Below are 19,944 nucleotides of genomic sequence, written 5' to 3'. Positions count from 1 at the left end.
TGATAATCTAATAAAATGCTGATTTTACATAAAAAAAATAGGAGCCGATTTCTCGACTCCTAGAGTTTACATTAAGCGGACTTCATTTTTAAACATACAAGCGCTTTTGGATTTAACACTTTTCCATCCATATATGCATCTAATACGATTGTATTTGTGCCTTTTAAAGCATTTGCAGTATCGTTATCAATGTACTTTAATGTTTGCTCTTTTTTCGTAATTGTAGCATAACCTTCTTCAAAGTTAGCGAATAAAACAGCACGTTGTCCAGCTTCTGGAGAAGGCATTGTTTCATTAATTAATATTGGTTGACCAAATAATCTGTAAGTTACACCAGTTTCAGCAACATCTTTAACTAAATGGTAGTGACCGTTTCCGTCTTTTAACTTCGCAATCATGTTGAACGTTTGACGAGAAACTACGAATGCTGCATTTTTAACATAGTCAGGGTGCATAGAATTGCTCAATGTTAATAATTCATCAGCCGTGATAGCGTTAGATGATTCTGTTGTAATTTCAGGGACTGTTACATCGTTTAAAATACCTTCAAATTCACCTTTTGTTTTATCGCCAATTAAAATAGCGTTATCAACAGTTAAACCTAAACGACGTGTTAATAATTTTGTAGCGTATCCAACAACGTCAATACCAGAATCATTGATTAATTGTTGAGATAATTCGATAGCTGTACCAACACGTTTTTGTTCAAGGGTGATTTTGTCCATTGTAAAATCATTTAAATTAATGTTTTGACCTTCTCCAAACCATCCAGCCGTACCAGTTGATTTTTCACGTAAAATGTCCAGTTTACCACTTACAGGTGTAAAATTTTGTGTGCGAGCGTATAATGGAGCGTTTTCCGTTAATTTTTCAACGATATAATCTGATAAAGTTGTTGGGATAATTAATGAACCAGGTGCTTTACCTGTTGTAATATCACGTAATTCTTCGCCTTCTTGACGACGTAAAAATTGTTCTAATCCTCGTTTTTCTGTTTCAAAAGCATTTTGTGTTGTATTCATAATAATTTCCTCTTTTCTTTGTGATTGGTTTCTTGATTCAACAGAATTGATCTTGTCTTTAATTTTTTGAACTTCGCTTAAAATCGCTTCTTGACGTAACTGTTCGGAAGGAGTGAATGAACGTTGTTCGGTTGTTTTTGATTGCTCGATTTCGTTCGCTTCGAAAAGCAATTCTTGCTTACGTTCTTCGAGTTGTTTGATTGACATTGAATCTAAATTCATAAATTTCTGACCTCTTTCCTCAATATTTGGTACTTCAACGTCCTGACGAATATCGTTTGAACGTGCTTCAATGGTGCTATCTTCATAAGCACCATCTGAAACGATTGAGCATTCGTATAATGCCAAGTCAGTGATGGAGCGTTTATCTATGCCATTTTCTTGCGTCCATACATCATCGAGAACGACCATGCCGAATGACATATTGCTCAAAGTCCCTCGTTTGATAGAAGCGTGAATATGTTCTGAAAGTTTGCTAGGAACAAGGTTTGCTTCCATTTCCAAACCTCGTGATGTTTCTTTAAGTTTCAAAGTTTCGTCTTTTGTACGAGCCAATAACATGTTTTTGTCATGTTCGTTTAAAAGTTTTACATCTTTAGCACGTTGTAACGCACGAGCAAATACGTTTGGCATTACACGTTCGATAAATGGTTTACCGTGTTTGTCGTATAGCGTTTGTGACCAAGCACCACTTTTATTAACCAGTCCACGCACAAATAACCCATCAGATGATTCGTTAACCTCTGACAGGCTGAAACTTCGTTGTTCAATTTTTTCATTCATTATTAACTTCATCTCCTGTGTTGTTTTCTGTGCCACCGTCCATGTTTGGAACTTTCCATTTTTTCGTTTTTGGATTATATAAAGCATGTTGTAATCCAAAAACAAGCATATCGTCGTCAATGTTTGGTAAATCCAATTTGGCACGTGCTTCATTGATTGTAAGTAGTCCTTTTTCAAGACCGATTGCTACGGTTTCCGTGCGTTCCTTTTCGGTAGCACGTAATAACTCGCTTGTATCGAATCGGAAGAAATAACCTTTTTTCTTTTTCTCTGTATCCGTCAAAAGTTGTCTATCAAGTGATTGCTCGATAGCAACCAAAATAGGAGCAAGGGTGTGTTTAAGGAAATGTAAACTGTTTTGTCCGACAGTGTTGTATTTATTCGCTTTGGCACTAATCATAGATTCAGGTACACCGAACAATTTACAAATTCTTGATTCGGTTTTATCTATTGTTTCATTCATTTGCATTTCATCAGGATTCATTGATACTTTTTCAAAACCCATACCTTCTTCTAAAACAACTGTTTTGGCAGAATTTTTAACACCGCCATATAACTTAGCCCAAGCATTTCTTAAACTATCAATTCCCGCTTGAGATAAACGAGCGGTTGTTTTTAGAATACCAAGTGGTAACGCTCCACGTTCATAAATGCCATTTGTGTATTCCATTTCATCTAAAGCTTGTTGGAAAATTTTTTCTCCACGAATCAAAAGACCTTCACCTTCAAATGCGTTAACTGGATTGTTCAATATGCGTAATAATTCATTGGACTTAAATATTTTTCGTTCGTTTTCACCGATGTGTTGACCTGTAAATGTGGTTAATTGATAATTAGCATCTGTGTATTTGATGCCATCATGATATTTGTTTGCAACTAACATGCTCTTTGCTGGCAAATAATTTAATTCGTGTAATTTTAATAATGCTTCACCGTGGATTACGTCCTCAACTTCATATCGTTTATACGCATATGCTTGTCCATGCAATAAATAATCTTTGACCATGTTTTTTATGAAATCTCGAGAAGACATATTTTCTTCGTTTTCTTGGTTCAATAAATAAACACGTTCATGTTTATCTTTTTCTGTGACTTTTTCAATTGATCCATCTGCATTTTGTTGTTTTAAATCAATCGGCAAACTTGAAATCGTATTTGCGATTAAACTTACACATGCCTCAACAGTTGGAATTTGCATCACCGTCTTTTCATTGACGCTTGCCCTTGAACTTCTTGAGGTGATTTCAACGCCACCAAATGTTGGTTTTTCTTCGGTACTACGTTTTTCAAATAGGTTTAAAAATCCCATCGTTTCATATCCTTTCGTATAAAATAAAAAAGACGTAACATCACGTTACGCTTAAAAGAATTTTTCAATTGCTTTATCGTGCCAACAATAAGCACTTTGTTGACACTAAAAGCTATCGAAAAGAATTATCAAATTAAAGAAGGTGTCAGAAAAAGAGTAACGGAAATGGAAATAACAGTTACCTTTCAACATTTACCTTGTGGTGTAATTTCCGTTACACCAGTTATCACCGTGGGGAAATAAAACGATGATAATTGCTATAACGGAAATCATTCAAATTCATTCCACCATTTTTTAATCCACGATAATTTATATGGTGATTGTTGTTTGGGATTGTGCTTCATTAAACGCCTGTTCACACGTTTTAACACTTCTTTTTGTGTTAATTTATGTTGTTTGCCTTTATTGTCATGATAGCGAAATGATTTCGCTTCCTTCAATTCCATTAACCCTAAAATCCTGTGATATTCTTCATCACCAACGATTGGGATTAAACTTTTATCAAGAAATGCCATTTATATAACTCCTTTCAAAAAAATATCCCGCCTTTTTTCCGATAAAGACGGGACGATTACAAATAACCTAACGGGGAAATTTGTACATATGCAAGAACAGTGAAAGTCATGTTTAGTGACCCTCATAACATATATACATTGCTCGATAAAAAGTAAGGTAAAAATAACAATTTTTTTATATTTATTCTTTAACAAATACATCCCAATATTCTTGAATATCACCGAGGGCTTTTGTATTCTTTTTCAATTTGCAATACACCGCTTTAACGTACAAATACGTTTCGTATGATACGCCCACCTGTGGTTCAACATTCAGCAAATAATCCAATGGTTCAATGACTTTGGGGTGATTAATAACTTTACGGAATTTATCAATGTGTAGTTCGTAATGGTCATATGTTTTTAGAAATTCTTCAGTGAAATATTGTTCAAGTTGCTTCATGATAAATCCAACTCTTCATTATTTGTTGATTCTTGGAGCATTCGTCGTGTTGATGCTGAGAGATTCAATTCTTTCATTAATTCGATAGATTTTTGTGTTGCGGTTGCCCATAATTTGTACGCTGAATTTTCTTTTCTACCATGTAAACCATCGACAAATGTTCCGTATTCATCAATTTCCAACTGGCATTCTTTAATAGTTCCTAATGCAAATGCTAGATTGGTTAAATGTGCTTCATCGAATGTATTTGATGTACCAAGTTTTTGTAGTTCTTCTGCAATGATTTTGTAGTATTTCTTTGCATGTTTATTTAAGTGCTTTGGTGGATTTATTTTAATTGGTTCAAATGTATCATTGAAATCCATTGTTTCATCCATTAGTGCTGCTAATTTTAATGGTGTTCTTTCATTACGTGCTGTTGTTCGTGGGTCTTGCATTTCGATCTGCTCCTTTTACATTAATTTCAAGAAAAACAGTTTCGGAAAATGTGAGTCGTCGTGTGAACGAGGGTACAACTGGTCCTCTGCTCTTCTTAATTTTTTCTTCCAAAACATACGGGGGGGTATATAATTGTATTAGTGTAATAATTGAATATAAATATTCAACTTTATAAATTGTTTATTACTTCAGATGCAAATTGATTTTCCATATCTGCATATATTTGACGTACCAATGGTAAGTCCTTAACAATTGTTTCATTTAATTTGTTACCTTCACCTAAATATTTTTCAACGATTGATGTTACTTCAGGCATACGTTGTGCTTTATAAAATTGAACTGCCAGTGCATGTGCTTGTTTCATCAGTTCGTCATATTCAGCAATGTCTTCCTCTGTAATTGGTTTATCAAGTTCACCAATAGGTTGTTGTACTTCATCATATGATATTGGTGTAATAGTTGGTTGCACCGTTACAATGTCAGTTGGATTATAATAATCATCAATCGACGGTGGAATTACCCATTCGCCATCAGAATATAATCCGTTTTGTTGCACCCAAATATCCCAAGGTGTATATGTGATTTTTGAAGCATATCCTTCTTTTTGTTCTTCTTGTGGTTCGTAATGAATCAACCCTGCATCTCGTAACAATGCTTTATGTTGACCGTATTTTCCTTGTTTAATATCAAACTCTTCTTTTGCGGTTTTCACTGGATAAACACAATAGTATTCACCATCAAGAGTCATAAAACTACTATCGCCTTTTTCTAAATGTGTTTTTTTCGATAAATTGATCTTGTCTTCAATTCCACCGTATAACAATACTGCGTTGTGTTTTCCTCGTTTATCCTTCATGATTCGGTCTTCTTTAAACATTGTTTTACGCATTTGATAAAATTTGTTTTGGTCAAAATTTGGGTTCAATAAATAATTTTCTTTAGTTGTCATTTGTACAAACTCCCTATTTATTAATTTATTTTGTTGTGATTCCTGTGAGTTGCTTCATATCATTGCTGAATGCAACTGTATTTTCAAATACATAGACCTCGAATTTTGGTATTTTCCAATTCGGTCTTGTTTTGGAAGGGACATGCCCTCGTTTTTTTAATTCATCTGCAAGAGATTTCTTAAAAACATCAACGTACTTCATTTAAATCGCTCCTTTTAATAAAAAATGAAAGAACCTGATTTACAGGTTCTTTTTGAATGCCGAATCTAAAGTGCTAAATCCAAATGTTAAACACATAACTGTAAAGAACCAATCCCATGTATTAATGTCATAAGGCTGAATAAAATAACTCGCTCCAGCAAATAATATTGTTGCAATTCCTAATTTTGTGATAATTTTACCGATGCCATTTTTTGTAGCATCTTTAGTACCACACAAAATAAATTTATGGAGAACATGTCCTAAATGTTGATACCCCAAATCATTTAACATTTCCCAAATTAACTTTTTATTAAAAAATAAGAATTTATCATTTGCAAGTTTCTCGTATTTTTCCAGTATATGAAACACCTCGATAGATTTCTGCAATTTTGTAATCACTTCAAATGTGTCATGATTTTTTTCATATTCTTTTGGGTTTAATTCGTATTCTTTAACATCTTCAAGTAATGGTGCGATTTCAATTAATGCTTCTCTTAATAAACGTTCTTTTTCAATTCTTGTTAATTTTTTCATGGTGATTATTTCTCCTTTTGATTTGTTTGATTTTATATTTTTGAATATTAATTTTCAATTTTGTTATCGTTTTTCGTATCGGCACGTATTAAATCCGAAATGTAAACGCTGAATGTACGCCCCAATTTTCCTGCTTTTTCAAATGCCTTTTCTTTATCTTCAAGCAACAAATGTAATGTTGTTTTTGTCTTTTCTTTTTTAATAGTTTTGTTTTTCATTTTTAAACCTCCTAAAAGTCGTCCTAATATATATGTACGTAGTCGACGTGAAAGTAAGTGTTATTTCGACATCTTTTTCAATTTTTTTTGATGTCGTTTTTAACACACGACTATTGTATTGACTTTTTAAAATTTGTAAACATGGCTCGGTCATTTTGTTGGGATTATTTTTTTCTTCATTATATAGACCTTAAAGAAAACAAAAAGAAGAAGAACGACACACGGAGAAAACGCCAGTTTTCGAGGAGTATATAAGTTTTGTTTTATAAGTATAGTTACTAAGTGTAGTTATATAAGTATAGTTAGTGCTCACTTGGTGACCTACTAGGTGTTCACCATATGACCTAGAGGGTGTTTACTAAGTGACCTACTAGGTGTTCATGTGGTGACCTACTATAAATTTAGGGTGTTCACCAAGTGACCTACTAGATCAATGGCGTGATTTCTTCTTGTCAGTAGGTTCATAGAGACATATAATGAAATTAATAATTTACCAATATATGGAAGGTGATATAAATGAAACGACAAAATGTACATTCTGCAATTTCCGCTCTAACGACTTTATTCTATGTACACAAGGACTCTGAAATGGGAATTAGAACGTTAGAAATGTATATAGAACACGGACTATTGAATGATACGAAACTACTAGCGGAGATATTTGAACAAACGAGAAGTTGTGATTTGCTAAATATAATACGATTGTTCGATAATTTGGCTGCTCAACAAATAGAGGACATTCTACGTGGTGCTTGATATAAACAGGCGAACCATTAAAGCGATGATTAACATGTTGATGGCGTATTATTCGACTAACGATATACCAATGATACATGCGTATTTGAAATGGTATCTTGACCCAAACGAACAATACAATCTGATAGACGATTTAGAAATGACCGCTAAAATATTGAAAGAACGTAATGCTACATTTCTAATAGAATTGATTTCACAACATTATAGTGATGTGGCGGAATTTCTCGAAGAGTTATGCAATGAAGAAGAATCATATGATGAAATTGATTACGAACAACCATATCAAATTGAATGGTCGTTAGATGCTTGATTTTTAACATTGTTTGAAACAATGTTAGATTCAACGTGCAAACCATGCACGTTAAGAATTTAGAAGTGTAAGTTATGCACTTCTGGATTTTCCGATGTGCAAACTTTGCACGTCGGATTTATTTTATACAAGGAGCGATATTATGAACGATGAATACATATTACAAAAATTTGATAAGCGGAAATGGGCTAAGGCAAATATTTTAACGACACCTGAGGCTCTTGAAATATTGGGAATATCACGAGCGAGACTGTCAAACATGATTAAGAATGGAAAGATAACGCCTTTGAAGAAAATGGGGTGTACCAGTTTGTTCCTACGTGAAGATTTGGAAAATAAACTTGAAGAATTGATAATTTTGAGGGCTAAGTTCCAACCCAATAGATGATTGACCTGAACGGAATAGTGTTCCGGTCTGCTTCAGATAATTTAAAATGCTCGGTTAACCTGCAGACGAGGTGTCTCGTGATTCACGAGTGACCTATTTTGTCAAAAAATGTCTCAAGAAATGTTTGACATTCTGAAATAACCATGAAATTTCTAAAGGAGAAATACAAATGAAAAAGAAAAAACCACTAAAGAATATATACAAAAAAACTTTAGCGATTGAATTAATACGATTGGGTCACGACTTGAATCATACAATGCGTAATAGAAAAGATGATAGATTCCAAATATATGTTTTTGTCGAAACTCCTGAACTGATACGAGATATGATGGAAATAAATAAACGAAACGATGAAATATACGCTAAATTATTTAAACCATGAAATCACGAATTGAGATGATCTTGTTATTTCTGTCAGTTGTAATAATGATGACTTGGTTTGCTATGACCGTGTGGTGCGATTTGTTTCATAAAGATAGTGATACTATCAAAATTGAACAAGAACGTGAGGAACGTCGAATACAACGTGAAGAATGGTTGAAGAATATGAAATGAAGTGTACCCTATTATGGGGGTACACCTTTTTTGTTATTTCAAGGGTAGAAACAATCTTTCGAACCTTTGATATTTCATAAAGGGTCGTATCGTTATTACGAACCTACAAGGGGAGTCACATTGTGACCATCCTTACACATACACATACTAAGCGTATATACAAGGTAGTAATCAGGTTACTACGTTAGGTGTGCTCCGTTTTTATAGGATACCTGTAATTTCCATAAAATGTATTGAATATTAATATTCAGAAAATTTCTCTTTACAGTGTTTTTATTTATTGATATTATAGAAAATATATTGAAAAAGACAAAGTTCGACAATTACACGAATACCTCCAATTACACGAATGAATTAAATTAAAATTCATGGAGGAATGCAATATGTATATAGTATCACCAATTGTTAAAACGTATGAAACTTCAGAAGGAAACATAACATTACATATCCCAAACGTAAAATTTGCCAAAGAAAATGATTTGTTAAAAATATCAAGACCGATGTTTATGGAGAAAATGATTAACAATATGACGATAAGCGGATTTGATATTGTTTCTATAGGTGAAGATACGGGCGTAAGTTCTGTTTTTGTAACTAAATGTTGTAATGCGGAGTGTGAAAACACAATTGAAAGGCGATACGAATCTCATATTACAAGAGAAAGAGTGCCATTGTGTAAATCGTGCGCTCAATCAATTGCAAGTATAAAAAGGAGCATGTATCCAAGCAAACGACGAATTATAGCCGTTAAAGGTTCTAAAATAATCGAATTTGATTCCATTGTTGATGCTGGGAAAAAATTTAACATGCCAAAACAATATGTTCATGATTGCTTAAGAAGAGGTGTCGAACATCGTTCGGGCTATCGGTTTGAATATGTTGATTGAATTTGCGATACATACATTAAAATAAATTATCACAAGCACCGACTCATTAGAGTTGGTGTTTTTTTGTTGTGTTTATATATGAAGAAAGTCGACTCGGAGAAATAATTTTAAAAAAGTTTCGATCTTTGCTTTACGTTTTAGATATTCACACTACAATAGCGGTGTAATGAAAAACGAACATTTAAACGATACATTATATGAAAGAAAAATATAAAAGAAAAAAATATATATAGCTGCCTTACAAATCGTACGAAATCAATACAATAGTCATGTAAACGACGTCGAAACGATGTCACAACAAAAAAATCAAACAACCAAAAGGGGAATATAAATTATGAAAACAGTAGCGAAAGAAATCAAAACAATGGAAGACATTTTAAAGGTATTAGAAGAAGAAACCGATACGACGTGTCCATTTGAAGAATTACCATACCTTAAACAAGAAGAAGTTGCTCATAAAGTGGAATTGCTCGATGAAATCGAAAGTGGAAATATTACAAATGTAGAAAAAGCAAAAAGATGGTTGGAACTAATTGAATTAGTAGATAAATGGGCACACGATGAAAGTGAAAATTTCGTACACACATTGGCATTTGCTGAAGGAACCGTCCAAATTTTTAGCACTTACGGAGAATATCAAGACCAATTTGATGTCGATTTCGTAAATGGGAAATTACTTTTAGACGGTGAAGAAATGAATTCAATTGTGACTCTAATGAACATGATTGAATTTAACATCACTTTAAACGCTTAATTTAAAATACATGACCGTTGACTCCATGAGTTGACGGTCAATAAAACAAAAACAAAAAATAAATCATAAATCGAATGGAGAAGATCATAATGAAAAAATTAAACGAAATGGTAAAAGCAATTAATGAAAAAGGAATCAAATTGGTGTGTTATGGAGATAAATCTTCATTCATTACAACTGATGAAAAAATTGAAATTGAAATCGTGTCTATGGATAAGAAATTCCGATTAAATCATATTATTGAAGTTTCAAATGATGGATATGTTTTACACGCCAAAAGAAAAGAAAAGAACAAAAAGAAATGGGATGTATTTGAATCAAAAGCATTTAACACAACAGACAGTGTTTTAAATAAAATTTTCAATGATGTTATTAGCGGTCATTGTTGGTACAACGGTATGTATACATTTGATTTATTTGATGAAACGCTCGAAGATGCCTTAGAAAAATTCATGCAACTATTAGAAGATAATGTCGGTTTAGATGAAATGTATGAAAATTTAAGTCCAGAATTTGACCTGTTCCAAAACACAATTTCTGTTGATTACAGAAATTTTGACGACAGACACACGACGGAATATATCGAATTTGATAATGAAATTGTTATTGATGAAGAAACTGGAGAACGTTATGTAATTTGTTTTTTACCTAATAATGAAATATTTGAATTAATTGATTTATCGTTAGGTATGTGGAATAAGTAAAAATATATGCCACCTGTCGATATGATGGGTGGTAATTTAACCAAACGTCGTATTTTGACGTATTTCGAATTCTACCGTATTCACGATAAATAACATTAAAATGTTTTTAGGGACACGTTATAAACGAATCTGAACGGTCATTTTTTTGTTTGGTTCTGTCTGACAAATCATTTTTTCTCAATACAATACTACTACATTAGTATTGGAGGAATTAACATGACAAACAAAAAGAAACATCCACTATATCAAACATGGAAAAATATGAAGGATAGATGTTATAGTAAAACAAACGGAAATTACAAATATTACGGTGCCAAGGGCGTAACAGTTGCTGAAAGATGGCACGATTTCGATAACTTCGTGTATGACATTGATAATCGAATGCTAAATGGACATTTATTATATAGTCGTGACTACCAACTGGACAAAGATTTAAACGGTGGTAATATATATTCTCTTGAAAATTGTGTTGTTATGACTAAAGATGAAAACTGGAAAATGGCATATCAAAAACAACAAAAACAAATTGTTGCAATGAAAGAAAATGAAGAAATTACGTTTCGATCCATTTCCGAAGCGGGTCGAAATTTGAATATCCCACGAAATACAATTCAACATTATTTAAAGAATGGTAAGCATCACCCTACTGGTTATCAATTTAAATATTGTTGTTAAAATCCCTTGTAGGGTTTCAATCAAATATGTATAATTGTGTTAATAGAGTTATCGGAAACGTTAAATTATCAACAATTATACATATAATGATACCCTATACTCACTGTCAAACCTTGACAGGGTGGAGGTCGTGAGTTCGAGCCTCTCCGGGGTCATAAAAAAAGAGAAACCATATCAACCTTCTACGTGATATGGTTTCTCTTTTTTATCTAAGCTAATTACTTCCCACCAAACATCTTCTCCAAAGACTTCGCATTAGCAAACAATACTTCTTTCAAGTTATCATCCGCAACGATTTTATAGTCGCCATCTTTGTTTTTCTTTAAGTTCAATGTAACTTCGCGAGTTGCCATGATTGCATCTTTATCTGATAAGTGTTTGACGATTGCTGATGTCATCGTTTTTTCGATTGCTTTTTCAGATTGTTCTTTGTCTTCACTAAAGGCGCTAGCGAAAGCCATTGGCATAACTTCTCCCACTGCTTTTGTTACAGCAACGGATAGATCTGCAGATGTAATTTTCACTTTCACTTCTGCTTTGTCATCTTTTTTCGATACTTCTTCCGGCTTTTCAAATTTAAAAGTTTTCGTAATTGCACTTAGCATCGCTTTTGCCTCAGCATCATCTGTTTTTTCATTTAGTTTATTAAATTCTTTGTCACTCTCAACAAATGTACGAGCCTTTTCTACATCACCTTTTTGTATCGCAGTTAAAAATTCTTCTGTCGTATCTTTCGGGTTTGCACACCCTGCTAAAACACCTACTGTTAATCCTACTACCATCATTAACAGCAATAATTTTTGTATCTTTTTCACGTTCATTCTCCTCTTATCTTTTCTAGTAAGTCATCATTATACAATAGTATGAAACTGACATTACAAACATTTTTTAGTATAGCATTTATATGATTCATTTTCCATTCATTCCCAAAAGATAAAGAGCCTTGCAACATTCCTACAAGGCCCTCTTCTATCAATCCGTATCCGTAGCACAAATGAGCCACATTTTCTGCTCCTTACTATCTAATACCATCCAAGTAACATCCCACGCAACATCGTAAAACCAATCTGTCCAAGGAGCATGACTTTCGAACACTATGATATCCTCATAACGCTCTTGGAACATGTATTGACATACATCGCTCGCTATTTGCTTCGCCATTACCATTCTATCCGGAAAGCACTTATATGCTCCTCCTCTTATGATTTGAAATGCAATACTCCCATCAAGCATTACTGCGCTTCTATATTGAAATTGAAACTTATATTTTTCTGATGTATGTATTTTTAACTCTTCTAAGTTATGTATTATATCTAAAGAGTTGAAGATTCTTCTAAAAAAGTGCTCGTACCCATCTTTCAAATGTGGTATTTCTTTAAAAAAATTTTCGTTATGTACTTTAAAACAGCTTATTATTGCGCCACCATTTAAGTTTTGCTCCTTAAACGTGTTAATAATTTTCTCAGCAGATGAGTCATTCGTTTCTATTTTTTCAAACGTCCGCTCTTTCCATCTCATAAAGCCCACTACTCTCTATTAAAAATTTGTTTCTTCATTATAAATAGCAAAATAAAAACCAGCAACTTTAAGATTGCTGGCTTATCTCTTATTCATATTCGAAAATACAATAACAATTGCTCCAAGCACATAATGCCCCGCTACCATCCACATACTCCGATCAAAGATCATAAGCGATAACCAAAGCGATAGATTAATAGCAGCAAATAATACGTATAAAATGAAGTCTCTCTTTTGTAGTGCTTCTCTATTCATCAAAATATAAATCGCACCGATTGGTGGAAGGATGAAGCAAAAGAAAAAAACAAACATTTTTCTTAACGACCATGGATATGAAGTTACTGTCTGCATATGGGGCTCCTTTTCACTTTATAGTACTTGTAACATCGGTCTTGCTACTCTATATTCGTCACTATAAGGCTCCTTTATGATTAAAGGTGAGTGAGGATTTTTTTCTTCTTCTATCATTGTGAATACTTCTGTTTTTTCTTGTAATATGTTGGATTCACTGTTTTCCGTAGGTTTTTTACTTGTTTCGATTTTCTTTGTTACTTCTCCGAGCCTTTGTCCAACTTTTTCAGCTTCGGCAGGTTCATGCGTTACATAGTATTCCTGACCCTCCCATACTAACATAGGTGGCACTGGTTCGCGTTTATTACATATTATATAAGTAATACTAGCTATAAGTAGTAGACATGTTAATAAAAAGAAGATAGTTTTTTTATTCATATAATATGCTCTCTATCTATCATCTTATTAAATTATATAATATCCATTATATGTAGTAAATGGATATATTGGAAATTTTATGATTTTATAACGAAAAGAAAAACCTTACTCAAGTAAGGTTCATTCTATAGTGATTGATTTATTAAAACGATCATTACGATGATCGCTATAAACATAACGACTAAACAGCCGATCATTTTATAAAAGCCTCTTTTCGTTAACGTCCCACCTTGAACGTCTTTACGAATAAATAAGAATACGGCTAAAAATAATACAATTCCAATGCCAAAAGCATAGATCATTTGCATATGTTAATCTTCCTTTCTCTCTTCCATCTTAATATCTTTTCGCTAAAACAACAAATGAGATAAAAACGGTACTCATCGTAAGTGCCATTAGTATGTTTAATAGTTCAACCGCAGATAGTGTAATTACGTGTAGATTTAAACCGATAGAAAAAAGAAGGTAATATGCCGTTAGCGCAAAGAAGCTGAAGAACATTCCTTTATAACGAATAAGTTTCATCCGTTCATCTTTTTCTTTAAATTGTGGGTGTAAGTAGCTTAGGCAGAAACTCATAATCATCATCCCAAGCAATGGATAAGTCATTTCTGGTGGTGCAGAATGCGTCATTATACCTGTTAATATCATAAATCCACTCATAAATAGAAATATAATTCCCATGATTACAAAGTACTTTTGTGAATAATTCATCCCTATTCCCCCTCTTCTTTTCCTTCATAAATAAATACGTGTTCTATCGTTGTCTGAAATGTTTTCGCTATTTCAAATGCTAACGGAAGTGATGGATCATATTTTCCCTTTTCAATTGAAATGATGGTTTGTCTGGAAACTCCAAGTTTCTCAGCCAATTTTTCTTGAGATAATCCAAATTTCTTGCGGTATTCGACCATTTTATTTTCCAAGGAAATTTCTCCCTCCTCCCTTATAGCGAGTATATATGTAAAGTAAGCTTTACGTCAAGTTTCCTTTACATTTGTTTTGTTCATTTTTCATTCTATTTATATAGAAGAAACTTTTTCAGTTTCAACACGTCTATTTTGAAATGAAACGCGGAACACTGTAAATAATTGTTACTATATCTCCTCCTCTCTTTTTTAAAAATTTAATATCTCCCTATTTGTTTTATCCTTTCAAAATATTTCATTTATCTCTTTATTCCACGAAATACGTTACCCGTTTTACGGTGTTTTTCGTCATATTTATAGAAACTAACTGTTTATGAAGCATTTTTTATGTTTAGCAACTTTTTTTGTAGAAATCCTTCACTTTCCTTTCGATATTTAACACTATCTAAATAAAGTTTACGATAAATTCATAATTTTTTATTTTTTATACTATATTCCGTTATATTGTTGTATAATATCAATGAAAGCGCTTATTATTTCAATATACATAATTCGAACTCATTTTTATCAAAACATTCTAACTATTATACTTATATTTACATGCAACAATTTTAGTTATTTGTGTAGGTATACCAAATATATCCACCCCATTTTTCTGTAAAATTACTTTATAACATGAAAGATTAACTTGGGTGATAAGTTATTGTGAATGTTTTTTTACAAAACAGATAAGTAATAGTGTTTGGTATTATGTAAATTATTGTAATAACATAAGAGTAAAGAAAACATTTACATTGATTATTGGTTCATCAATTATTGAAAAGAGCAAAATGCACCTTTTTGTATGGAAAAAGGATTATATGCATTGGGAGGTTTAAACAAATGACGAGGAAGAATACAACGACAAACCCTTGGGCCAAGTTCCACGGTCCGAACCTTGGTTATGTTATTGAGCAGTATGATCTTTACGTAACTGGAGCAGGTTCTGTTGATCCGGAATTACAAGAGCTTTTTGAAATTTTTGGAGCTCCTTCGTTTCAAGATGATGTCGTAACAGGGGACAACACAGCAACACATTTTTCTCCTCAAAACACAGGGAACATTGAAAAAATTCTTAAAGTCGTTCAGCTTGTTGAACAGATTCGTTCTTTCGGGCATACGTTGGCTCACATCAATCCGATGGAAGATGCTGCAAATGGACAATCTCTTCTTGAGAAAGCAATGAACGAATTGAGCGATGCTGACTTGAAAGCGATTCCAGCAAAGACAGTATGGCAAGATGCACCAGAAGGTATTCACACTGCACTTGATGTAATTCATAGATTAAAAGATGTTTATACAAAATCTTTAGCTTATGAATTTTCTCATATACAAGATAGTGAAGAACGCGCGTGGTTGCATCAAATGGTGGAATCAAATTCATTGCGTCAACCACTATCAAATAAAAAACGAACTGCTCTTTTAAAACGTTTAACAGCTGTTGAAGGTTTCGAGCAATTCTTGCATAAAACATTCGTTGGGCAAAAGCGTTTCTCTATCGAGGGCGTTGATATGCTTGTACCTGTTCTAGATGAAATTGTGCTAGAAGGTGCTAAAAGCGGCGTAGAAGATGTCATGATTGGTATGGCTCACCGCGGTCGTCTAAGCGTACTTGCACACGTATTAGAAAAACCATATAGTCACATGTTTGCTGAGTTCAAACATGCAAAAATAGAAGGCGCAGTGGCTAACTCTGGCTGGACTGGCGACGTGAAATACCATTTAGGTAGAGAACAAGTCGTTAGTAACGAAGAAGTTAGCACTCGCGTTACATTAGCAAATAACCCGAGTCACCTTGAGTTCGTTAACCCTGTTGTGGAAGGTTTCGCACGTGCGGCTCAAGAGAATCGTAAAAAATCTGGTCTTCCAGAACAAGACACTTCAAAATCATTCGTAATTTTAGTTCATGGTGATGCTGCATTCCCTGGTCAAGGTATTGTATCTGAAACATTGAACTTAAGCAGATTGAACGCGTATCAAACAGGCGGAACAATTCATGTTATCGCAAACAATGCAGTTGGTTTTACAACTGATAGTTATGATTCTCGTTCTACGAAATATTCAAGTGACCTTGCAAAAGGTTTCGATATTCCAATTGTTCACGTGAACGCTGATGATCCAGAAGCTTGTCTTGCTGCTGCTAACCTTGCAATTCAATATCGTACATTGTTCAAAAAAGACTTCTTAATCGATTTAATTGGTTACCGCCGCTACGGTCATAACGAAATGGATGACCCAGCAGTTACGCAACCACAAGTATACAAAAAGATTAAAAACCACCCAACTGTAAGAGCGATTTATGCAGACCAATTACAAACTGCTGGTGTTCTAAATGCAGATGAGGTTGAAACAATTACACAGTTTATACAAGAGCAATTAAAATCTGACTATGCACAAGTACCACCAGCTGATACGAGCGATGCAACAATTCATGTTAAAGTGCCAGATGTTGTTGCAAAAGGCATTCAGCCAATTGATACTGGTGTTGAGATTGACTCACTTCGCGCAATTAATGAAGGTCTACTATCTTGGCCAGAAGGCTTTAACGTATATCCAAAAGTGAAGAAAATTCTTGAGCGCCGTAAAGATGCTCTTGAAGAGAACGGTAAAATTGAATGGGCACTTGCTGAGTCATTAGCATTCGCTTCTATTTTACAAGAAGGTACGCCAATTCGTTTAACTGGTCAAGATTCACAGCGCGGTACATTCGCACACCGTCATATCGTATTACACGATACGGATACAAATGAAACATATTCACCATTGCATCGCTTACCAAACATTAATGCATCCTTCTCTGTTCATAACAGTCCGTTATCAGAAGCTGCTGTTGTTGGTTACGAGTATGGTTATAACGTATTCGCTCCAGAAACTCTTGTTATGTGGGAAGCGCAATATGGTGACTTCTCAAATACTGCGCAAGCATTATTTGATCAATATGTTTCAGCTGGAAGAGCAAAATGGGGTCAAAAATCCGGTTTAGTTCTTCTATTACCACACGGTTATGAAGGTCAAGGACCAGAGCACTCTAGTGCACGTCCAGAGCGATTCTTACAGTTAGCTGCTGAGAATAACTGGACAGTTGCAAACTTAACGAGCGCGGCACAATACTTCCATATTTTACGTCGTCAAGCATCTATCTTAGGAACAGAAGCTGTTCGACCGTTAGTATTGATGACGCCGAAGAGTTTATTACGTCACCCACTTACGCTTTCAACTGCTAGTCAGTTAAGCGAAGGACGTTTCCAACCTGCTCTAGAACAAGAAAACCTTGGCACAAAACCAAACAAAGTAAAACGTCTTGTTTTAAGCACAGGTAAAATGGCGATTGACTTAGCAGCAGAAATTGAGTCTGGTAAACATGAATACAACTTAGATGAAGTTCATGTCGTTCGTATTGAACAGCTGTACCCATTCCCTGCTGAGAAAGTTCAATCTATTATTAAACGCTTTAAAAACTTAGAAGAAATTATTTGGGTTCAAGAAGAGCCTCGTAATATGGGCGCATGGCATTACATGGCTCCAATTCTGTTCGAACTTGCTGGAGATAAAGTGAAAACAGGTTACATTGGACGCCCAGATCGCTCTAGCCCATCTGGCGGCGATCCATTCGCTCACAAAGCTGAGCAAGAACTAATTGTTGCACACGCTTTAGATGTGAAGTATAACTTCCGTCAAGATAAACAAGAAATTGAAGTTTTCAGCAACTAAAAAGTAACAATGAAAGTTTCTAGCTTGCTCCCCGGGCAGATATTCTGCCCCGGGGGGGCGGGCTAACAAATGGAGATTACCGAAGACAAAAGAAGAAAAAACACACCGTTAGGCAAATAAGGGGAGGACATTTAAAATGATCGAAATTAAAGTACCTGAGCTTGCAGAATCTATTACTGAAGGAACTATCTCACAATGGCTTATCAACGTAGGCGACAAAGTTGAGAAAGGTGGCAGCGTTGTTGAGCTTGAAACTGATAAAGTCAATGTAGAAATCATTGCAGAAGATTCAGGTATTGTATCGAAGTTACTAGGCGAACCTGGGGATACAGTTGAAGTTGGCGCAACTATCGCAATTTTAGATGCAAACGGAGCACCAGTTGCAGTAAGTACACCTGCACCAGTGGCTGAGCAACCAAAACAAGAAACAACTGAAGCACCGAAAGCTGGGGCTCCAACTACTGAGCAAGCTGCAACTTTACAAGGTTTACCAAATACGAACCGTCCTATCGCATCACCAGCTGCTAGAAAAATGGCTCGTGAATTAGGAATCGACTTAAATGACGTACGTAGCACAGATCCACTTGGACGTGTGAGACCACACGATGTACAAGCTCATGCTGCTGCACCAAAAGAAGCACCAGCTGCTCCAAAAAGTCCAGCTCCTGCTCCAGTTGCAAAAACGGAATTCGAAAAACCAGTTGAGCGCGTGAAAATGTCCCGCCGCCGTCAAACAATTGCAAAACGCCTTGTAGAAGTTCAACAAACATCTGCAATGTTAACAACATTTAACGAAGTTGATATGACTGCAATCATGGAATTACGTAAAGAGCGTAAAGATGCTTTCGAGAAAAAACATGATGTACGTCTTGGCTTCATGTCATTCTTCACAAAAGCAGTTGTTGCAGCATTAAAACAATTCCCATTATTAAATGCTGAAATTCAAGGTGACGAGCTTATCATCAAAAAATTCTATGATATCGGTATTGCAGTAGCAGCTCCAGATGGATTAGTTGTTCCAGTTGTACGCGATGCTAACCAATTAAACTTCGCTGAAATCGAAAGTGAAATTCGTAATTTAGGTATGAAAGCACGTGACAACAAACTTTCATTAAAAGAACTACAAGGTGGTACATTCACAATTACAAACGGTGGTGTGTTCGGTTCTCTAATGTCAACACCGATCCTAAACAGTCCGCAAGTTGGTATTTTAGGAATGCACAAAATCCAAGTACGTCCAGTTGCAATTGATGCAGAACGTATGGAAAACCGTCCAATGATGTACATCGCTTTATCTTACGATCACCGTATTGTTGATGGTAAAGAAGCAGTTAGCTTCCTTGTTGCTGTTAAAGATATGCTTGAAGATCCAAAATCATTATTATTAGAAGGTTGATAGATTAATAATCGATTAAAGGCTGTAGAATGAATCATTCTACAGCCTTTTTTTATCCCGCTTTAATGGGCAGTAAGACCCCCACCTCAAAATTCAGCGAAAGCAACGAAGTTAGGTGTGTGATCAACTGCCCATTAAAGTCCGATTGGTTCAACTAATAATCAGTGGGGGATGAAGACCCCCCACTGATTAAAGTTTCACTTTATTGCGTTCATACGGGACAAATTTCATAACATAAGCT

At 34.5% G+C, this 19,944-nt stretch carries 26 protein-coding genes; 10 read left to right on the top strand and 16 right to left on the bottom strand.

Features of this window, described 5'->3' with window-relative positions; genetic code table 11:
- Nucleotides 1–71: 71 nt before the first annotated feature.
- The 9 genes from MHB74_RS06660 to MHB74_RS06620 form a co-directional block, all read right to left on the bottom strand.
- Nucleotides 72–1,805, bottom strand: a complete 1,734-nt coding sequence (locus MHB74_RS06660; protein WP_081110303.1) for a phage major capsid protein — start codon at nucleotides 1,803–1,805, stop codon at nucleotides 72–74.
- Entirely contained in the window at nucleotides 1,798–3,114 is a 1,317-nt protein-coding gene (locus MHB74_RS06655; protein WP_061678804.1) for a phage portal protein, read from the bottom strand. Before MHB74_RS06655 ends, MHB74_RS06660 begins: the two co-directional genes overlap by 8 nt.
- Before the next feature lie 269 nt (nucleotides 3,115–3,383).
- Nucleotides 3,384–3,629, bottom strand: coding sequence for a hypothetical protein (locus MHB74_RS06650; RefSeq protein WP_061678803.1), 246 nt, complete (start codon nucleotides 3,627–3,629; stop codon nucleotides 3,384–3,386).
- 181 nt (nucleotides 3,630–3,810) lie between these two features.
- Nucleotides 3,811–4,071: a hypothetical protein gene (locus MHB74_RS06645; RefSeq protein ID WP_061678802.1), complete on the bottom strand. Its 261-nt coding sequence runs from the start codon at nucleotides 4,069–4,071 to the stop codon at nucleotides 3,811–3,813.
- Entirely contained in the window at nucleotides 4,068–4,508 is a 441-nt protein-coding gene (locus MHB74_RS06640; protein ID WP_061678801.1) for a P27 family phage terminase small subunit, read from the bottom strand. Before MHB74_RS06640 ends, MHB74_RS06645 begins: the two co-directional genes overlap by 4 nt.
- Before the next feature lie 170 nt (nucleotides 4,509–4,678).
- A complete protein-coding gene (locus tag MHB74_RS06635; RefSeq protein ID WP_061678800.1) occupies nucleotides 4,679–5,458 on the bottom strand; it encodes a hypothetical protein in 780 nt (259 codons plus the stop codon).
- A 25-nt stretch (nucleotides 5,459–5,483) separates the two neighbouring features.
- Nucleotides 5,484–5,660, bottom strand: a complete 177-nt coding sequence (locus tag MHB74_RS06630; RefSeq protein WP_270400923.1) for a hypothetical protein — start codon at nucleotides 5,658–5,660, stop codon at nucleotides 5,484–5,486.
- 39 nt (nucleotides 5,661–5,699) lie between these two features.
- Nucleotides 5,700–6,194 carry a hypothetical protein gene (locus tag MHB74_RS06625; RefSeq protein ID WP_061678799.1) on the bottom strand — a complete coding sequence of 165 codons (495 nt, stop codon included), beginning with the start codon at nucleotides 6,192–6,194 and terminating at the stop codon, nucleotides 5,700–5,702.
- Between the two features lie 47 nt (nucleotides 6,195–6,241).
- Nucleotides 6,242–6,412 (bottom strand): hypothetical protein, encoded by a 171-nt coding sequence (locus tag MHB74_RS06620; RefSeq protein ID WP_270400925.1) that lies wholly within the window; start codon nucleotides 6,410–6,412, stop codon nucleotides 6,242–6,244.
- Between the two features lie 516 nt (nucleotides 6,413–6,928).
- On the opposite strand from MHB74_RS06620, the gene MHB74_RS06615 reads away from it, so the two are divergent.
- The 8 genes from MHB74_RS06615 to MHB74_RS06580 all read left to right on the top strand — a co-directional run bounded on the left by MHB74_RS06615 (nucleotide 6,929) and on the right by MHB74_RS06580 (nucleotide 11,441).
- Nucleotides 6,929–7,168, top strand: coding sequence for a hypothetical protein (locus MHB74_RS06615; protein WP_061678798.1), 240 nt, complete (start codon nucleotides 6,929–6,931; stop codon nucleotides 7,166–7,168).
- Between the two features lie 25 nt (nucleotides 7,169–7,193).
- Nucleotides 7,194–7,478 carry a hypothetical protein gene (locus tag MHB74_RS06610; protein WP_141658070.1) on the top strand — a complete coding sequence of 95 codons (285 nt, stop codon included), beginning with the start codon at nucleotides 7,194–7,196 and terminating at the stop codon, nucleotides 7,476–7,478.
- A 142-nt stretch (nucleotides 7,479–7,620) separates the two neighbouring features.
- Nucleotides 7,621–7,866, top strand: a complete 246-nt coding sequence (locus MHB74_RS06605; protein ID WP_061678796.1) for a helix-turn-helix domain-containing protein — start codon at nucleotides 7,621–7,623, stop codon at nucleotides 7,864–7,866.
- 169 nt (nucleotides 7,867–8,035) lie between these two features.
- Nucleotides 8,036–8,248 (top strand): hypothetical protein, encoded by a 213-nt coding sequence (locus MHB74_RS06600; RefSeq protein ID WP_061678795.1) that lies wholly within the window; start codon nucleotides 8,036–8,038, stop codon nucleotides 8,246–8,248.
- A 556-nt stretch (nucleotides 8,249–8,804) separates the two neighbouring features.
- Complete coding sequence (locus MHB74_RS06595) at nucleotides 8,805–9,308, top strand: hypothetical protein (protein WP_061678794.1); 504 nt, start codon at nucleotides 8,805–8,807, stop codon at nucleotides 9,306–9,308.
- 334 nt (nucleotides 9,309–9,642) lie between these two features.
- Complete coding sequence (locus MHB74_RS06590) at nucleotides 9,643–10,062, top strand: hypothetical protein (RefSeq protein ID WP_061678793.1); 420 nt, start codon at nucleotides 9,643–9,645, stop codon at nucleotides 10,060–10,062.
- Nucleotides 10,063–10,151: 89 nt separating this feature from the next.
- Nucleotides 10,152–10,766 (top strand): hypothetical protein, encoded by a 615-nt coding sequence (locus tag MHB74_RS06585; RefSeq protein WP_061678792.1) that lies wholly within the window; start codon nucleotides 10,152–10,154, stop codon nucleotides 10,764–10,766.
- Nucleotides 10,767–10,982: 216 nt separating this feature from the next.
- A complete protein-coding gene (locus MHB74_RS06580; protein ID WP_061678791.1) occupies nucleotides 10,983–11,441 on the top strand; it encodes a hypothetical protein in 459 nt (152 codons plus the stop codon).
- Nucleotides 11,442–11,659: 218 nt separating this feature from the next.
- On the opposite strand, the gene MHB74_RS06575 is transcribed toward MHB74_RS06580, so the two are convergent.
- From MHB74_RS06575 to MHB74_RS06545, 7 genes are all read right to left on the bottom strand, one after another.
- Complete coding sequence (locus MHB74_RS06575) at nucleotides 11,660–12,256, bottom strand: hypothetical protein (RefSeq protein WP_061678790.1); 597 nt, start codon at nucleotides 12,254–12,256, stop codon at nucleotides 11,660–11,662.
- A gap of 157 nt (nucleotides 12,257–12,413) precedes the next feature.
- Entirely contained in the window at nucleotides 12,414–12,959 is a 546-nt protein-coding gene (locus tag MHB74_RS06570; RefSeq protein WP_061678789.1) for a hypothetical protein, read from the bottom strand.
- A gap of 81 nt (nucleotides 12,960–13,040) precedes the next feature.
- Nucleotides 13,041–13,310, bottom strand: coding sequence for a hypothetical protein (locus MHB74_RS06565; protein WP_061678788.1), 270 nt, complete (start codon nucleotides 13,308–13,310; stop codon nucleotides 13,041–13,043).
- An 18-nt stretch (nucleotides 13,311–13,328) separates the two neighbouring features.
- On the bottom strand, nucleotides 13,329–13,688 hold the full coding sequence (locus MHB74_RS06560) for a hypothetical protein (RefSeq protein WP_061678787.1): 360 nt from the start codon (nucleotides 13,686–13,688) through the stop codon (nucleotides 13,329–13,331).
- A gap of 125 nt (nucleotides 13,689–13,813) precedes the next feature.
- Nucleotides 13,814–13,996, bottom strand: coding sequence for a DUF3976 domain-containing protein (locus tag MHB74_RS06555; RefSeq protein WP_061678786.1), 183 nt, complete (start codon nucleotides 13,994–13,996; stop codon nucleotides 13,814–13,816).
- A 28-nt stretch (nucleotides 13,997–14,024) separates the two neighbouring features.
- Nucleotides 14,025–14,402, bottom strand: coding sequence for a hypothetical protein (locus MHB74_RS06550; protein WP_061678785.1), 378 nt, complete (start codon nucleotides 14,400–14,402; stop codon nucleotides 14,025–14,027).
- A 2-nt stretch (nucleotides 14,403–14,404) separates the two neighbouring features.
- On the bottom strand, nucleotides 14,405–14,614 hold the full coding sequence (locus tag MHB74_RS06545) for a helix-turn-helix transcriptional regulator (RefSeq protein WP_000428506.1): 210 nt from the start codon (nucleotides 14,612–14,614) through the stop codon (nucleotides 14,405–14,407).
- 825 nt (nucleotides 14,615–15,439) lie between these two features.
- On the opposite strand from MHB74_RS06545, the gene odhA reads away from it, so the two are divergent.
- Together odhA and odhB are read left to right on the top strand one after the other, a co-directional pair.
- Entirely contained in the window at nucleotides 15,440–18,307 is a 2,868-nt protein-coding gene (gene odhA, locus MHB74_RS06540) for a 2-oxoglutarate dehydrogenase E1 component (protein WP_000197139.1), read from the top strand.
- 136 nt (nucleotides 18,308–18,443) lie between these two features.
- Complete coding sequence (gene odhB / locus MHB74_RS06535) at nucleotides 18,444–19,703, top strand: 2-oxoglutarate dehydrogenase complex dihydrolipoyllysine-residue succinyltransferase (protein WP_061678784.1); 1,260 nt, start codon at nucleotides 18,444–18,446, stop codon at nucleotides 19,701–19,703.
- Nucleotides 19,704–19,944: the final 241 nt, after the last annotated feature.

The sequence above is a fragment of the Bacillus sp. FSL K6-0069 genome (genome assembly GCF_038007785.1).
GTDB classification, from domain to species: Bacteria; Bacillota; Bacilli; order Bacillales; family Bacillaceae_G; genus Bacillus_A; species Bacillus_A mobilis.
This window is presented reverse-complemented; position numbering and strand designations above follow the sequence as displayed.

Coding starts and splice junctions, on each gene's coding strand:
- MHB74_RS06580 (WP_061678791.1), top strand. CDS start 10,983: ATGACAAACAAAAAGAAACATCCACTATATCAAACATGGAAAAATATG.
- MHB74_RS06645 (WP_061678802.1), bottom strand. CDS start 4,071: ATGAAGCAACTTGAACAATATTTCACTGAAGAATTTCTAAAAACATAT.
- MHB74_RS06590 (WP_061678793.1), top strand. CDS start 9,643: ATGAAAACAGTAGCGAAAGAAATCAAAACAATGGAAGACATTTTAAAG.
- MHB74_RS06650 (WP_061678803.1), bottom strand. CDS start 3,629: ATGGCATTTCTTGATAAAAGTTTAATCCCAATCGTTGGTGATGAAGAA.
- MHB74_RS06550 (WP_061678785.1), bottom strand. CDS start 14,402: ATGAATTATTCACAAAAGTACTTTGTAATCATGGGAATTATATTTCTA.
- MHB74_RS06595 (WP_061678794.1), top strand. CDS start 8,805: ATGTATATAGTATCACCAATTGTTAAAACGTATGAAACTTCAGAAGGA.
- MHB74_RS06620 (WP_270400925.1), bottom strand. CDS start 6,412: ATGAAAAACAAAACTATTAAAAAAGAAAAGACAAAAACAACATTACAT.
- MHB74_RS06610 (WP_141658070.1), top strand. CDS start 7,194: ATGATTAACATGTTGATGGCGTATTATTCGACTAACGATATACCAATG.
- MHB74_RS06640 (WP_061678801.1), bottom strand. CDS start 4,508: ATGCAAGACCCACGAACAACAGCACGTAATGAAAGAACACCATTAAAA.
- MHB74_RS06555 (WP_061678786.1), bottom strand. CDS start 13,996: ATGCAAATGATCTATGCTTTTGGCATTGGAATTGTATTATTTTTAGCC.
- MHB74_RS06660 (WP_081110303.1), bottom strand. CDS start 1,805: ATGAATGAAAAAATTGAACAACGAAGTTTCAGCCTGTCAGAGGTTAAC.
- odhB (WP_061678784.1), top strand. CDS start 18,444: ATGATCGAAATTAAAGTACCTGAGCTTGCAGAATCTATTACTGAAGGA.
- MHB74_RS06635 (WP_061678800.1), bottom strand. CDS start 5,458: ATGACAACTAAAGAAAATTATTTATTGAACCCAAATTTTGACCAAAAC.
- MHB74_RS06625 (WP_061678799.1), bottom strand. CDS start 6,194: ATGAAAAAATTAACAAGAATTGAAAAAGAACGTTTATTAAGAGAAGCA.
- MHB74_RS06615 (WP_061678798.1), top strand. CDS start 6,929: ATGAAACGACAAAATGTACATTCTGCAATTTCCGCTCTAACGACTTTA.
- MHB74_RS06565 (WP_061678788.1), bottom strand. CDS start 13,310: ATGCAGACAGTAACTTCATATCCATGGTCGTTAAGAAAAATGTTTGTT.
- MHB74_RS06600 (WP_061678795.1), top strand. CDS start 8,036: ATGAAAAAGAAAAAACCACTAAAGAATATATACAAAAAAACTTTAGCG.
- MHB74_RS06570 (WP_061678789.1), bottom strand. CDS start 12,959: ATGAGATGGAAAGAGCGGACGTTTGAAAAAATAGAAACGAATGACTCA.
- MHB74_RS06655 (WP_061678804.1), bottom strand. CDS start 3,114: ATGGGATTTTTAAACCTATTTGAAAAACGTAGTACCGAAGAAAAACCA.
- odhA (WP_000197139.1), top strand. CDS start 15,440: ATGACGAGGAAGAATACAACGACAAACCCTTGGGCCAAGTTCCACGGT.
- MHB74_RS06630 (WP_270400923.1), bottom strand. CDS start 5,660: ATGAAGTACGTTGATGTTTTTAAGAAATCTCTTGCAGATGAATTAAAA.
- MHB74_RS06585 (WP_061678792.1), top strand. CDS start 10,152: ATGAAAAAATTAAACGAAATGGTAAAAGCAATTAATGAAAAAGGAATC.
- MHB74_RS06560 (WP_061678787.1), bottom strand. CDS start 13,688: ATGAATAAAAAAACTATCTTCTTTTTATTAACATGTCTACTACTTATA.
- MHB74_RS06605 (WP_061678796.1), top strand. CDS start 7,621: ATGAACGATGAATACATATTACAAAAATTTGATAAGCGGAAATGGGCT.